This window comes from Cronobacter condimenti 1330 (assembly GCF_001277255.1).
In the GTDB taxonomy this organism is placed as follows: Bacteria; Pseudomonadota; Gammaproteobacteria; order Enterobacterales; family Enterobacteriaceae; genus Cronobacter; species Cronobacter condimenti.
In genome coordinates this window covers 756,943-771,846 of sequence record NZ_CP012264.1, presented here as the reverse complement: position 1 = coordinate 771,846, position 14,904 = coordinate 756,943, and the positions used below count along the sequence as shown (strand labels likewise).

Below are 14,904 nucleotides of genomic sequence, written 5' to 3'. Positions count from 1 at the left end.
CATCCTTCTTTAACCATACTTTACTTTACCGGGCATGACACAACACCCGTAGGGCGTTATTCACACCCGGCGCGGAATTCGCTTGGGCTCGCCCCCGTGCATTTTTTAAAGACGCGGGAGAAATAGAGCTGATCTTCAAACCCAACGTTACGCCCAACGCTCGCGATAGGCATTCGCGTCGTGCTGAGTAACAGCTTCGCCTGGCTGATACGCTGATCTTCACGCCAGCTCAGCACACTCACGCCCAACTGCTGGCGGAACAGATGCGAGAGGCGCGACGGCGAGAGACAGACGTGTTGCGCCACGCTTGCGATATCAAAATGGCTGTCAGCCAGATGATCGCTGATGTACTGGCAGGCATCTCGCACGCGGCTGTCGAGCGGGGCTTTGAGCGATTCGCTGATAGCCTCGACGCGACGCAGCAGCAGTTGCTCCAGCAGATTGATCGCCAGCAGTTCAGCATAGCGTCCCGGCCCTTGGGCGGCGTCGATAATCGACTGGAACAACGTGGATAACTGTTCGTGATGCGCCTCATCGGGGCGGTAAAAACCGGTGTTGCCGAAAATCGCCGGCCAGTTCAGCCACTCGTGCCAGTAGGCGCGTGGGCGGAAGTAGACCCACTGGTGATACCACTCTTTGGCCTCCGGGTTGCGGCCATAGTGATGCACCTCTCCTGGCGGAAACAACAGCATATCGCCGGGGCGACAAAAATATTCTTTCCCCTGATTTTTCACCACGCCTTCGCCGCGCACCGTCAGGTTGAGGATAAAGCCTTTCATGCCAAGCGGCCGGTCGATAAAGAAATCGAGCCAGCCATCGGCTTCAATCGGCGTCAGTCCCGCCACCAGATGGGCATTGAACGAGTAACCGGGCAGCAGAGGATCGTTTTGTGTTTCAGCCATTTTCACGGCGCTCCGAAGCGAGAGTGAAGAAACCATTTGTCCATATCGTCATTTTAACCGGAACCGGCAGGTACAGGGACACGCATCAGAGCGCCCCCTGCGGCTTAAGCCCGCTTTATTACAGAAAATAACCTGTATTGGCTTTGCTGTCAGGCTTTTTAACACATAACCAAAGTGTCTATAAGTGCGGCAGAAATGTCCACATCGATTATTTGCGTGGCGTCACAAATTCTCTCCTCACAGCATTTTCGTCCATAAGTTCAGCGTATCTACCCTGACTCTTTTAGCGGGGTAAAACTAATGTTCTCTCCATGTTTGTTTATCGCATGGAGTATGAAGATGGCTATTGCGCTGGGACTCGATTTTGGCAGCGACTCGGTTCGCGCGTTGGCGGTGGATTGCACCACCGGCGCCGAACTTGCCACAAGCGTTGAGTGGTATCCACGCTGGCAGGAAGGGCGCTATTGCGACGCGGCCCGTAACCAGTTCCGCCATCATCCGCGGGATTACATTGAATCAATGGAAGCGGCGCTGAAAACCGTGCTGGCGGATCTGTCGCCAGAGCAGCGCGCGACGGTGGTCGGCATTGGCGTCGACAGCACCGGCTCAACGCCCGCCCCGATAGACGCCAGCGGCAACGTGCTGGCGCTCAACCCTGAATTTGCCGACAACCCCAACGCGATGTTTGTGCTCTGGAAAGACCATACCTCCGTGGACGAAGCCGAAGAGATAACTCGCCTGTGCCATACGCCTGGTAAAGTGGATTACTCGCGCTACATCGGTGGCATTTACTCCAGTGAATGGTTCTGGGCGAAAATCCTGCACGTCACCCGCCAGGACAGCGCGGTCGCTGAGGCTGCCGCCTCGTGGATTGAGCTGTGTGACTGGGTGCCAGCGCTGCTTTCTGGCACCACTCGCCCGGCAGATATTCGCCGCGGCCGTTGTAGCGCCGGGCATAAATCGCTGTGGCATGAAAGCTGGGGCGGCCTGCCGCCTGCGAGCTTCTTCGACGAGCTTGACCCGCTGATTAACCAGCATCTCGACTACCCGATGTTTACCGACACGTTCACCGCCGATATCCCGGTTGGCAACCTTTGCGCCGACTGGGCGCAGCGTCTGGGCCTGCCGGAAAGCGTCGTGATTTCCGGAGGCGCGTTTGACTGCCATATGGGCGCTGTTGGCGCGGGCGCACAGCCGAATACGCTGGTGAAAGTCATCGGCACGTCAACCTGCGACATCCTGGTGGCAGAAAAAGCAGATGTTGGCGAGCGCGCGGTGAAAGGCATCTGCGGCCAGGTCAATGGCAGCGTGGTGCCCGACTTCATCGGCCTGGAAGCTGGTCAGTCTGCCTTCGGCGACATTTACGCCTGGTTTGGCCGCCTGCTCGGCTGGCCGCTCGACAAACTGGCGCAGCAGCATCCGGAACTGAAAACGCAGATTGAAGCGAGCAAAAAACAGCTGCTCCCTGAGCTGACCGAAGCCTGGGCGAAAAACCCGTCGCTCGATCATCTGCCGGTGATCCTCGACTGGTTTAACGGTCGTCGCACGCCGTTTGCGAACCAACGCCTGAAAGGCGTCATTACCGATCTCAACCTCGCGACCGACGCACCGTTGCTGTTCGGCGGGCTGATTGCCGCCACCGCCTTCGGCGCGCGCGCCATTCAGGAGTGCTTTATCGATCAGGGCATCGCAGTGAACAACGTGATGGCGCTGGGCGGCATCGCCCGTAAAAACCCGGTGATTATGCAGGTCTGCTGTGACGTCCTTAACCGTCCGCTGCAAATCGTCGCCTCCGATCAATGCTGCGCGCTGGGTGCAGCCATCTTTGCCGCCGTCGCGGCGGGCGCCCATGCCGACATCCCACAGGCCCAACAGGCCATGGCAAGCCAGATTGAAAGCACGCTGGAGCCAATACCCGAGCGCGCCGCGCGTTTCGAACAACTCTACCGCCGCTTCCAGCAATGGTCGCAAAGCGCGGAACAACACTATCTCCCTTCAGCCGCCACCCCGCAGTCTGCCGAGCGTGCAGACCAGGCGGCCCTGACACATTAAGGACACGATGATGACAATTTTCGATCAGTATGAAGTGTGGTTTGTGATTGGCAGCCAGCACCTGTACGGCCCAGAAACGCTGCGTCAGGTTAATCAGCACGCTGAGCAGGTGGTGAATGCGCTGAACACCGAAGCGAAACTGCCGTGCAAGCTGGTGTTAAAACCGCTTGGCACCACACCGGACGAAATCACCGCCATCTGTCGTGACGCTAACTATGACGATAAATGCGCGGGTCTGGTGGTCTGGCTGCATACCTTCTCGCCAGCCAAAATGTGGATCAACGGCCTGTCTATCCTCAACAAACCGCTGCTGCAATTCCATACCCAGTTCAACGCGCAGATCCCGTGGGACAGCATCGACATGGACTTTATGAACCTGAACCAGACCGCACACGGCGGCCGCGAGTTCGGCTTCATCGGGGCGCGTATGCGTCTGCAGCACAGCGTGGTGACGGGCTACTGGCAGGACAAACAGTCCCAGGGGCGTCTCGGCGCGTGGATGCGTCAGGCGGTGTCCAAACAAGATACCCGCCATCTGAAAGTGGCGCGCTTTGGCGACAACATGCGTGAAGTGGCAGTAACCGAAGGGGATAAAGTCGCCGCGCAGATCAAATTCGGCTTCTCGGTGAATACCTGGGGCGTGGGCGACCTGGTCGCTATCGTGAATGATGTCAGTGAAGGTGATATCAACGCGCTGGTCGATGAATACGAAAGCAGCTACCGTTTGACGCCAGCAGCACAGATTAATGGCGACAAGCGCCAGAACGTGATTGACGCGGCGCGCATCGAACTTGGCATGAAGCGCTTCCTGCAGGATGGCGGCTTCCACGCGTTCACCACCACTTTTGAAGATCTGCACGGCTTAAAACAGCTGCCGGGTCTGGCGGTACAACGTCTGATGCAGCAGGGCTACGGCTTTGCGGGCGAAGGCGACTGGAAAACCGCCGCGCTGCTGCGCATCATGAAAGTGATGTCCACGGGCCTTGAAGGCGGCACCTCCTTTATGGAGGACTACACCTATAACTTCGAGAACGGCAACGACATGGTGCTCGGCTCCCACATGCTGGAAGTCTGCCCGACCATCGCCACCCCGGAAAAACCAATCCTGGACGTGCAATACCTCGGCATCGGCGGCAAAGCCGATCCGGCGCGTCTGATCTTCTCCACCACCACAGGCCCTGCGGTGAATGCGAGCCTTATCGATCTGGGCGATCGCTTCCGTCTGCTGGTGAACTGCGTCGACGCGGTGGAAACGCCGCACTCCCTGCCGAAACTGCCGGTCGCCAACGCCCTGTGGAAGGCCCAGCCGGATCTGCCGACCGCGTCGGAAGCCTGGATCCTCGCGGGCGGCGCGCACCACACCGTCTTCAGCCAGGCCCTGTCGCTCGATGACATGCGTCTGTTTGCGGAAATGCATGACCTTGAACTCGCCGTTATCGACAACGAGACCCGCCTGCCTGCCTTTAAAGACGCGCTGCGCTGGAATGAAGTTTATTACGGTTCAAAACGTTAAAGCATGGAATGCCCGGTGGCGCTCTGCCACCGGGCCTGCACGCCGCGGGCCCGGTAAGCGATGCGTCATCCGGCACGGAGATGACAATGTTAGAAGAACTCAAGCGTCAGGTCCTCGACGCCAATCTGGCGCTGCCAAAACATAATCTGGTGACGTTAACCTGGGGCAACGTGAGCGCAGTCGACCGCGAACGCGGTGTTTTTGTGATTAAGCCCTCGGGGGTCGATTATACCGTGATGACCGCAGACGACATGGTGGTGGTCAGCATCGAGACCGGCGAAGTGGTCGAAGGGAACAAAAAACCCTCTTCCGATACGCCGACCCATCGCCTGCTCTACCAACAGTTCCCGACCATCGGCGGCATCGTTCATACCCATTCGCGCCACGCCACTATCTGGGCGCAGGCGGGGCTGCCGATCCCGGCAACCGGTACCACACACGCCGATTACTTCTACGGCGCTATCCCCTGCACACGTAAGATGACCGATGAAGAGATTAACGGCGCGTATGAATGGGAAACCGGCGTGGTGATTGCCGAAACCTTCCGCGAGCACGATATCGATCCGGCGCAGATGCCCGGCGTGCTGGTACACTCCCACGGCCCTTTCGCCTGGGGAAAAAATGCCGAAGACGCGGTACATAACGCCATTGTGCTGGAAGAAGTCGCCTATATGGGCATTTTCTGCCGCCAGCTCGCCCCGGAACTGCCGGCGATGCAGCAGACGCTGCTGGATAAACACTATCTGCGCAAACATGGCGCAAAGGCATATTACGGGCAGTAAAACCGTGCCTGCTGATGCTGGCACACCTGTATAAAACCCCAGCCAAACACCCTCAACCAGGCTATACTGACGCCTGGTTTTTTACGTGAGTACGCAGCGTGGCTGAAGCGCATCAGGGGTTTATTTTAAGCCGTCACTGGCGGGATACACCGCAAGGTACGGAGATTGAATTCTGGCTTGCAACGGACGACGGGCCGCTACGGGTGTGCCTTCCCCCCCAGGAGTCGGTGGCGTTTCTTCCCGAGGCCGAACGCCTGCTCGCCGAACGCCTGCTCGCACAGGAAAGTGACGCGCGCTTCGCCCCACTCGCCCTGAAGGATTTTCAGCGCCAGCCGGTTTGCGGCCTTTACTGCCGCTCCCACCGCCAGCTGATGCGCCTTGATAAACTGCTGCGTGAAAACGGCGTGACGGTCTATGAGGCAGATATTCGCCCGCCGGAGCGTTTTCTGATGGAGCGCTTTATTACCGCGCCGGTGTGGGTTAGCGGCGATCGCCAGGGCGATCGGCTCATCAACGCCCGCCTGAAGCCAAATCCGCCCTATCGTCCTCCGCTCAAGTGGGTATCGCTCGATATCGAAACGACCCGCCACGGCGAGCTCTATTGTATTGGCCTTGAAGGCTGCGGCTCCCGTGTGGTGTACATGCTCGGGCCGGAAAACGGTGACGCCAGCGCGCTCGACTTTCATCTGGAATATGTTGCAAGCCGCCCGCAATTGATTGAAAAACTTAACGCCTGGTTTGCAAAGCACGATCCGGATGTGCTGATCGGCTGGAACGTGGTGCAGTTTGACCTGCGAGTGCTGCAAAAACATGCCGAGCGTTATGGCGTGCCGTTGCGGCTCGGGCGCGGCAACAGTGAACTGGAGTGGCGCGAACATGGCTTTAAAAACGGTGTTTTTTTCGCGCAGGCCACAGGGCGGCTCATTATCGACGGCATTGATGCCCTGAAATCCGCGTTCTGGAATTTCTCGTCGTTTTCGCTGGAGGCGGTTTCTCAAGAGTTACTGGGCGAAGGCAAAGCCATCGATAACCCGTGGCAGCGCATGGATGAGATAGACCGGCGCTTCGCCGAGGACAAACCGGCGCTCGCTACCTATAACCTGAAAGATTGCGAGCTGGTCACGCGCATTTTCCATAAGACGGAAATTATGCCGTTTCTGCTGGAGCGCGCTACGGTTAACGGCCTGCCGGCCGACCGTCACGGCGGCTCGGTGGCGGCGTTCAGTCATCTCTATTTTCCCCGGATGCATCGCGCGGGGTTTGTCGCGCCGAACCTTGGTGCGGTGCCGCCGCAGGCAAGCCCTGGCGGTTATGTGATGGATTCGCAGCCGGGTCTTTACGACTCGGTACTGGTGCTGGATTACAAAAGCCTCTACCCGTCGATTATTCGCACTTTTTTAATCGACCCGGTAGGCCTGGTGGAAGGGCTTGGCGCGCCAGATAATGCCGCGAGCGTGGAAGGTTTTATCGGCGCCCGGTTTTCGCGCAAGACGCACTGCCTGCCGGAGATTGTGACGCAAATCTGGCAGGGGCGCGAAGAGGCAAAGCGGGTGGGTAATAAACCACTCTCGCAGGCGCTGAAAATCATCATGAACGCGTTTTACGGCGTGCTGGGCACCAGCGCGTGCCGGTTCTTTGACCCACGCCTCGCCTCTTCTATTACCATGCGCGGTCACGACATCATGCGCCAGACCAAAACGCTTATCGAAGCGCAGGGTTATTCGGTGATATACGGCGACACTGACTCAACGTTTGTCTGGCTGAAAAGCCCGCACAGCGAAGATGCCGCCGCACAGATAGGCCAGCAACTGGTGGCGCACGTCAATGCCTGGTGGACGCAACATCTGCAGGACAGTATGGGGCTTGAGAGTGCGCTGGAGCTGGAATTTGAAACGCACTTCTGCCGTTTTTTGATGCCGACCATTCGCGGCGCGGAGATGGGCAGCAAGAAGCGCTACGCGGGGTTGATTCAGGAAGGCGACAGCCAGCGTATGGTGTTTAAGGGGCTTGAGACGGTGCGCACCGACTGGACGCCGCTCGCCCAGCAGTTCCAGCAAAATCTTTACCTGCGAATTTTCCGCCGCGAGCCGTATCAGGATTATATTCGCGAGACCATCGCCCGGTTGATGGCAGGCGAGCTGGATGATCAGCTTGTGTATCGCAAGCGTCTGCGTCGACCGCTCAGTGAATACCAGCGCAACGTGCCGCCGCATGTTCGCGCGGCCCGGCTCGCTGACGAGCACAATGCGCGGCTTGGGCGCGCGGCGCAGTACCAGAACCGTGGCACCATTAAATATGTGTGGACGATGAACGGCCCGGAACCCATCGATTACCAGCAGGCCGCGCTCGACTACGATCACTATTTAACGAAACAGTTACAGCCAGTGGCAGAGGGGATTTTGCCTTTCATGGAAGATGACTTTGCTACACTCATGACAGGGCAGTTGGGGCTCTTTTGACAGGTGACGAACGTCCTGGCATCCAGTACCATAGCGCCCTTTTCACATCACCCTGATCACGACCCCCCGCCTGCATGCAGGCGGGAGTCATACTATTGCCTGCAAATTTGATAAGAGAATAGAGCCGATATATATGCCTTTTACACTTGGTCAACGCTGGATCAGCGATACGGAGAGCGAACTGGGACTGGGCACCGTTGTGGCGATTGACGCCCGCATGGTGACACTGCTTTTCCCGGCTACCGGTGAAAATCGTCTGTATGCCCGAAATGACTCCCCGGTCACCCGCGTAATGTTCAACCCGGGCGATACCGTGACCAGCCATGAAGGCTGGCAGTTGAAAGTGGATGAAGTAAAGGAAGAAAACGGCTTACTTATCTATATCGGCACGCGTCTGGATACGCTTGAGGAAAATGTCACGCTGCGCGAAGTGTTCCTCGACAGCAAGCTGGTGTTCAGCAAACCGCAGGACCGCCTGTTCGCAGGCCAGATAGACCGCATGGACCGCTTCTCCCTGCGCTTTCGCGCCCGCAAATACCAGAGCGAACAGTACCGGATGCCGTGGAGCGGCCTGCGCGGCCAGCGTACCAATCTGATCCCGCACCAGCTCAATATCGCCAACGATGTGGGCCGCCGTCATGCGCCGCGCGTGCTGCTGGCGGATGAAGTGGGTCTTGGCAAAACCATCGAAGCCGGGATGATCATTCATCAGCAACTGCTTTCCGGAGCTGCCGAGCGTGTGCTGATTGTCGTGCCGGAAACGCTGCAACACCAGTGGCTGGTAGAGATGCTGCGCCGCTTCAACCTGCGCTTCTCGCTGTTTGATGACGAGCGCTATACCGAAGCGCAGCATGAATCTGACAACCCGTTCGATACCGAACAGCTGGTTATCTGCTCGCTCGATTTCGTGCGCCGCAACAAACAGCGCCTTGAGCATCTCTGTGATGCCGAATGGGATCTGCTGGTAGTGGACGAAGCGCACCACCTGGTGTGGAGTGAAGATGCGCCAAGCCGCGAATATCAGGCCATTGAACAACTGGCCGAACGCGTGGCAGGCGTGCTGCTGCTGACCGCAACGCCAGAGCAGCTCGGGATGGAAAGCCACTTCGCGCGCCTGCGTCTGCTGGACCCGAACCGCTTCCACGATTTCGAACAATTTGTCGAAGAACAGCAGAACTACCGCCCGGTGGCGGACGCCGTCGCGTTGCTGCTGGCCGGGACGCATCTTAGCGATGAACAGCTCAACACATTAAGCGAGCTGATTGGCGAGCAGGATATCGAGCCGCTGCTGCAAACCGCGAACAGCGACCGTGACGGCGCCGAGGCCGCGCGTCAGGAACTGGTCTCAATGCTGATGGACCGCCACGGCACCAGCCGCGTCCTGTTCCGCAACACCCGTAACGGCGTGAAAGGCTTCCCGCAGCGCGAATTACACACCATTAAGCTGCCGTTGCCGACCCAGTACCAGACCGCCATTAAGGTTTCCGGCATCATGGGCGCGCGTAAAACCGCTGAAGAACGCGCCCGCGATATGCTCTACCCGGAACAGATTTATCAGGAGTTCGAAGGCGACAGCGGCACCTGGTGGAACTTCGACCCGCGCGTGGAGTGGCTGATGGGCTATCTCACAAGCCATCGCTCGCAAAAAGTGCTGGTTATCTGCGCGAAGGCCGCCACCGCGCTTCAACTGGAGCAGGTGCTGCGCGAGCGCGAAGGCATCCGTGCCGCCGTGTTCCATGAAGGGATGTCGATTATCGAACGTGACCGCGCGGCGGCCTGGTTTGCAGAAGAAGATACCGGCGCACAGGTGCTGCTCTGCTCGGAAATCGGCTCTGAGGGCCGTAACTTCCAGTTCGCAAGTCAGCTGGTGATGTTTGACCTACCCTTCAACCCGGATCTGCTGGAGCAGCGTATCGGCCGTCTTGATCGTATTGGCCAGGCGCACGACATTCAGATCCATGTGCCGTACCTCGAAAAAACCGCGCAGTCAGTGCTGGTGCGCTGGTACCACGAAGGTCTCGATGCGTTCGAGCACACCTGTCCCACCGGGCGTGCGATTTACGACAGCGTTTACGAACAGTTGATTGGTTATCTGGCCGCGCCGGAAAACGACGAGGGCTTTGACGATCTCATCAAGGCATGTCGCAAGCAACACGATGAGCTGAAAGCGCAGCTTGAGCAGGGCCGTGACCGTCTGCTGGAGATCCACTCCAACGGCGGCGAAAAAGCGCAGCAGTTGGCCGACACCATTGCGGAACAGGATGACGACACGGGTCTGGTGAATTTCGCCATGAACCTGTTCGATATCGTGGGGATTAACCAGGACGATCGCGGCGAACATATGATTGTGCTGACGCCTTCCGATCATATGCTGGTGCCAGATTTCCCGGGCCTGCCGGAAGATGGCTGCACCATTACGTTTAACCGCGACGTGGCGCTGTCGCGCGAAGACGCGCAGTTCATTACCTGGGAGCATCCGCTTATTCGCAACGGTCTGGATCTTATCCTTTCCGGCGATACCGGTAGTTGCACGATTTCGCTCCTGAAAAACAAAGCGTTGCCGGTGGGCACGCTGCTGCTGGAGCTTATCTACGTGGTGGAAGCCAAAGCGCCGAAGCAGTTGCAGTTAAACCGCTTCCTGCCGCCAACGCCGGTGCGCATGCTGCTCGATAAAAACGGCACTAACCTCGCAGGTCAGGTGGAGTTTGAAAGCTTCAACCGCCAATTAAGTGCCGTCAATCGCCATACCGGCAGCAAGCTGGTGAATGCGGTGCAGCAGGAAGTTCACGCCATTTTGCAAGGTGGCGAAGCCCAGGTGGAAAAAGCCGCACGCGCACTTATCGACGCAGCGCGCCAGGAAGCCGACGATAAACTGTCTGCCGAGCTTTCCCGCCTCGAAGCGCTGCGTGCGGTAAACCCGAACATTCGCGACGACGAACTGGCGGCAATCGAACACAATCGCCAGCAGGTGCTGGAGAATCTCAACCAGGCGAGCTGGCGTCTGGATGCGCTGCGTCTTATCGTGGTGACTCACCAGTAACCGGAGCAAAACATGCTGGACGCCTATAACCCGCCACAGTATCCCTGGCTGCACATTCTTTATCAGGATGAGCACATCATGGTGGTCAATAAGCCAAGCGGTCTGCTCTCCGTGCCTGGACGGCTCGACGAGCATAAAGACAGCGTGATGACCCGTATTCAGCGCGATTTCCCTGGCGCGGAATCGGTGCATCGCCTCGATATGGCCACCAGCGGGGTGATTGCGGTCGCGTTGACCAAAGCCGCGGAGCGCGAGCTTAAGCGGCAGTTCCGCGAGCGTGAGCCGAAAAAGCAGTACGTGGCGCGTATCTGGGGCCACCCGGAAAAGGCGGAAGGTGTTGTGGATTTGCCGTTGATTTGCGACTGGCCGAACCGGCCGAAGCAGAAGGTTTGCTTCGAAACGGGCAAGGCCGCGCAAACCGAGTATGCGGTGCTGGCGTATGCGGAGGATAATACCGCCCGCGTGCTGCTAAAACCGATTACCGGTCGTTCGCATCAGCTGCGTGTGCATATGATGGCGCTGGGTCACCCTATTCTCGGGGATAAGTTTTACGCAACCCCCGAGGCGCTCGCCCGCGCGCCGCGCCTGTTGCTGCATGCCGAGCAACTGACGATTACGCACCCGGCGTACGGCACGCCGATGACGTTCCGCGCGCCTGCGGATTTCTAAGGCGCTTACGAGGCAAACTCGCGCGCAAGCTAACGTGAGATGAAAAGAAAAGAGACGCCCGTGCGTCTCTTTTTTATGTATGGCCCAACGGTGACAGCTTGCGATGCAATCAACGAAAGCCTTTCGCCGTTTTGATCATGTCGTAGGCTTTCTGGATTTCCTGCGCCTTCTGCTGCGCCATTTGCATCATCTGCGGCGGTAGCCCTTTCGCCACCAGTTTATCCGGGTGATGCTCGCCCATCAGCTTACGGTACGCCCGCTTGATGGTAGTGGCGTCGTCGGTGGTTTTTACGCCCAGCACGCTGCAGGCATCTTCAAGCGTCGGCGCGCGCTGCGCCTGCTGCGGATCGCCCTGCTGGTAAGAGTGCTGGCCGCCGCCGAACTGCGCGCCGCCCTGCATCATGCGCAGAAACTGATCGAACTGCATACGGGAAATCCCCAGCTCTTCGCCAATCACATACAGCACGTCGCGCTCTTTCGGGTGCAGCGAGCCATCGGCGAAGGCGGTCTGGATCTGAATTTCCAGAAACATCCGAATCAGATCGAAGCGGCCAAAACAGACGCTGCGCAGCTGACGCATTTTATCACGCAGCGGATAGCCATGTTCCTTGCCGACGCGAAACGCGTTGCGGGCCGCATCTCTTGACGCCCCATGCAGGTTCATGCGGTCCATAAATTGCGTCGCCACCTGGATATCGGCTTCGGTGACACGACCTTTCGATTTGGTCAGATGTCCCATCACTTCAAACGTGGTGGCGAAGAAAAGCGACTGACGTTCCTGCTGGCTGGTGAACCAGACGGTACGGCGGCTGCGCGCTTTGTCTATCATATGCCCGATGACCAGGCCGAGGATGACGCCCCAGACTCCACCGCCGAGCAGCAGTCCGGTGAGTCCTCCAATCAGTTTTCCCCAATACTGCATATACTCCCCAAATCGTCATGCCGTCAGCCAGAAATTCCTTTATCATACCTGCCATTCAAAGCGGTGCCTAACCGGCAGGCAGAAAAGCAGACAGGATAACACTGGCGCTGTAGTGATGAGTAAGTTAGTCTCTGACCGTTTGCCGACGCGAAGCCATTGATGACGGAACCACGAATAACTCGTATGAAAAAACGTATTCCCACCTTGCTGGCCACCATGATTGGCACAGCCCTTTACAGCCAACAAGGCATGGCTGCCGATCTTGCTTCTCAATGTAAGCTTGGCATTCCCACCTATAACCGTCCTCTGGTGCAGGGCGAACCTAACCAGTTGCCGGTGACCATTAACGCCGATCACGCTAAAGGTAACTACCCGGACGACGCGGTGTTTACCGGTAATGTGGATATTCAGCAAGGTAACGGTCGCCTGCAGGCAGATGAAGTGCAACTTCATCAGAAACAAGCGGAAGGCCAGCCAGCACCTGTGCGCACGGTCGATGCCCTGGGTAATGTGCACTATGATGACAATCAGGTCATCCTGAAAGGTCCTAAAGCGTGGGCAAATTTAAATACGAAAGATACGAATGTCTGGGAAGGTGACTACCAGATGGTGGGACGTCAGGGCCGCGGTAAAGCGGATCTGATGAAACAGCGCGGCGACAACCGCTACACCATCCTGGAAAACGGCTCCTTCACGTCGTGTCTGCCGGGTTCCGATACCTGGAGCGTCGTGGGTAGCGAGGTGATTCACGATCGTGAAGAGCAGGTTGCCGAGATCTGGAATGCTCGCTTTAAACTCGGCCCGGTGCCGGTATTCTACAGCCCTTATCTGCAATTGCCGGTGGGTGACAAACGCCGCTCAGGCTTCCTGATTCCGAATGCGAAATACAGCACCACTAACTATTTCGAGTTCTCTTTACCGTACTACTGGAACATCGCGCCGAACTTCGATGCCACCATTACACCGCATTACATTCATAAGCGCGGCAATGTTCAGTGGCAGAACGAATTCCGTTATCTGACCCATGCAGGCGCGGGCCTGATGGAGTTCGATTATCTGCCGTCTGATAACGTCTATCAGGACGAGCATCCGGAGATGGATTCCAAGCATCGCTGGCTCTACTACTGGCAGCATGGCGGCGTGATGGACCAGGTGTGGCGCTTTAGCGTTAACTACACCAAAGTCAGCGACACTAACTACTTTAACGATTTTGACTCTAAATACGGGTCAAGCACCGACGGCTACGCCACGCAATACTTCAGCGTAGGTTACGCGGTGCAAGATTTTGACGCCACGCTGTCTGCCCGTCAGTTTCAGGTGTTTGACACTACACGCGGTAACGCTTACCGCGCCGAGCCCCAGCTTGACGTCAATTTCTATCAGAACGATGTTGGTCCGTTCGACATGCGCCTGTATACCCAGGCGGTCCGCTTTACTAACGTTAACGAAAACCTGCCGGAAGCGACGCGACTGCACCTTGAGCCGACCATCACCCTGCCGATGTCCAACGACTGGGGCAGCCTGAATGCCGAAGCGAAACTGCTGGCAACGCACTACCAGCAGGATAACCTTGAGCGCTATCAGGCCTATCGAGGCGGTAACAACGAAGCAGCCAATAAACTGGAAGACTCAGTTAACCGCGTGATGCCGCAGTTCAAGCTCGACGGCAAAATGGTCTTCGAGCGTGACGTGGGCCTTATCGGCAATGGTTTTACCCAGACGCTGGAGCCGCGCGCGCAATATCTCTACGTGCCGTATCGCGATCAGAGCGCCATCAATAACTACGACTCCTCCCTGCTGCAGTCTGACTATTCCGGCCTGTTCCGCGACCGTACTTACGGCGGCCTTGACCGTATCGCTTCCGCAAACCAGGTCACGACCGGCGTCACGTCGCGTATTTATGATGACGCCTCTGTGGAACGTTTTAACGTTTCTGTAGGTCAAATCTACTACTTCACCCAGTCGCGCACCGGCGATGACAACATCAACCGGGAGAAGAATCAGGATACCGGCTCGATGGTATGGGCAGGCGATACCTACTGGCGTATCAGCGATCGCTGGGGCCTGCGCGGCGGCGTGCAGTACGACGCGCGTCTTGATAGCATCGCGACCGGCAACGGCGTACTCGAATATCATCGTGATGATGATCGCGTGGTGCAGTTGAACTATCGTTACGCCAGCCCGGAATACATCCAGGCGACGCTGCCCTCCTATGCGACGGCAGAACAGTATAAAGACGGTATTAACCAGGTCGGCATGACGGCAAGCTGGCCGATTATGGATCGCTGGTCAGTCGTGGGCGCGTATTACTACGATACCAACGCCAATGCGGCAGCCGATCAGATGCTCGGCCTGCAGTACAACTCCTGCTGTTATGCCATCCGCGTCGGTTATGAGCGGAAAATCAACGGTTGGGAACTCAATAAGAGCAAATACGACGATGTCATCGGCTTCAACATCGAGCTGCGCGGCCTGAGCTCCAATTACGGTCTCGGCACCCAGCAGATGCTGCGCTCGAACATTCTGCCGTATCAACGCGCCATGTAATGCTCAGGTTTTGAAACA

Annotated in this window: 9 protein-coding genes; 7 read left to right on the top strand and 2 right to left on the bottom strand. The window is 57.6% G+C overall.

What is annotated here, in order from left to right:
• Positions 1–56: 56 nt before the first annotated feature.
• Positions 57–902 carry an arabinose operon transcriptional regulator AraC gene (gene araC, locus AFK62_RS03545; RefSeq protein WP_085960981.1) on the bottom strand — a complete coding sequence of 282 codons (846 nt, stop codon included), beginning with the start codon at positions 900–902 and terminating at the stop codon, positions 57–59.
• Positions 903–1,241: 339 nt separating this feature from the next.
• On the opposite strand from araC, the gene araB reads away from it, so the two are divergent.
• The 6 genes from araB (at position 1,242) to rluA (ending at position 11,417) form a co-directional block, all read left to right on the top strand.
• Entirely contained in the window at positions 1,242–2,954 is a 1,713-nt protein-coding gene (araB, locus tag AFK62_RS03540; RefSeq protein ID WP_007677150.1) for a ribulokinase, read from the top strand.
• A 10-nt stretch (positions 2,955–2,964) separates the two neighbouring features.
• Complete coding sequence (gene araA, locus AFK62_RS03535) at positions 2,965–4,467, top strand: L-arabinose isomerase (protein ID WP_032984680.1); 1,503 nt, start codon at positions 2,965–2,967, stop codon at positions 4,465–4,467.
• Positions 4,468–4,553: 86 nt separating this feature from the next.
• On the top strand, positions 4,554–5,249 hold the full coding sequence (araD, locus tag AFK62_RS03530; protein WP_007677155.1) for an L-ribulose-5-phosphate 4-epimerase: 696 nt from the start codon (positions 4,554–4,556) through the stop codon (positions 5,247–5,249).
• Between the two features lie 98 nt (positions 5,250–5,347).
• Positions 5,348–7,708 carry a DNA polymerase II gene (gene polB / locus AFK62_RS03525; RefSeq protein ID WP_053531720.1) on the top strand — a complete coding sequence of 787 codons (2,361 nt, stop codon included), beginning with the start codon at positions 5,348–5,350 and terminating at the stop codon, positions 7,706–7,708.
• Positions 7,709–7,841: 133 nt separating this feature from the next.
• Positions 7,842–10,748 carry an RNA polymerase-associated protein RapA gene (gene rapA, locus AFK62_RS03520; RefSeq protein ID WP_053531719.1) on the top strand — a complete coding sequence of 969 codons (2,907 nt, stop codon included), beginning with the start codon at positions 7,842–7,844 and terminating at the stop codon, positions 10,746–10,748.
• A 12-nt stretch (positions 10,749–10,760) separates the two neighbouring features.
• Positions 10,761–11,417: a bifunctional tRNA pseudouridine(32) synthase/23S rRNA pseudouridine(746) synthase RluA gene (rluA, locus tag AFK62_RS03515; protein ID WP_007677165.1), complete on the top strand. Its 657-nt coding sequence runs from the start codon at positions 10,761–10,763 to the stop codon at positions 11,415–11,417.
• A gap of 109 nt (positions 11,418–11,526) precedes the next feature.
• Here rluA and djlA read toward each other — a convergent pair whose 3' ends face one another.
• Positions 11,527–12,339 (bottom strand): co-chaperone DjlA, encoded by an 813-nt coding sequence (gene djlA / locus AFK62_RS03510; RefSeq protein WP_007677167.1) that lies wholly within the window; start codon positions 12,337–12,339, stop codon positions 11,527–11,529.
• A 183-nt stretch (positions 12,340–12,522) separates the two neighbouring features.
• Here djlA and lptD point away from each other — a divergent pair, with 183 nt between their 5' ends.
• Positions 12,523–14,886, top strand: coding sequence for an LPS assembly protein LptD (lptD, locus tag AFK62_RS03505; protein ID WP_007677169.1), 2,364 nt, complete (start codon positions 12,523–12,525; stop codon positions 14,884–14,886).
• The last annotated feature ends 18 nt before the right edge of the window (positions 14,887–14,904 follow it).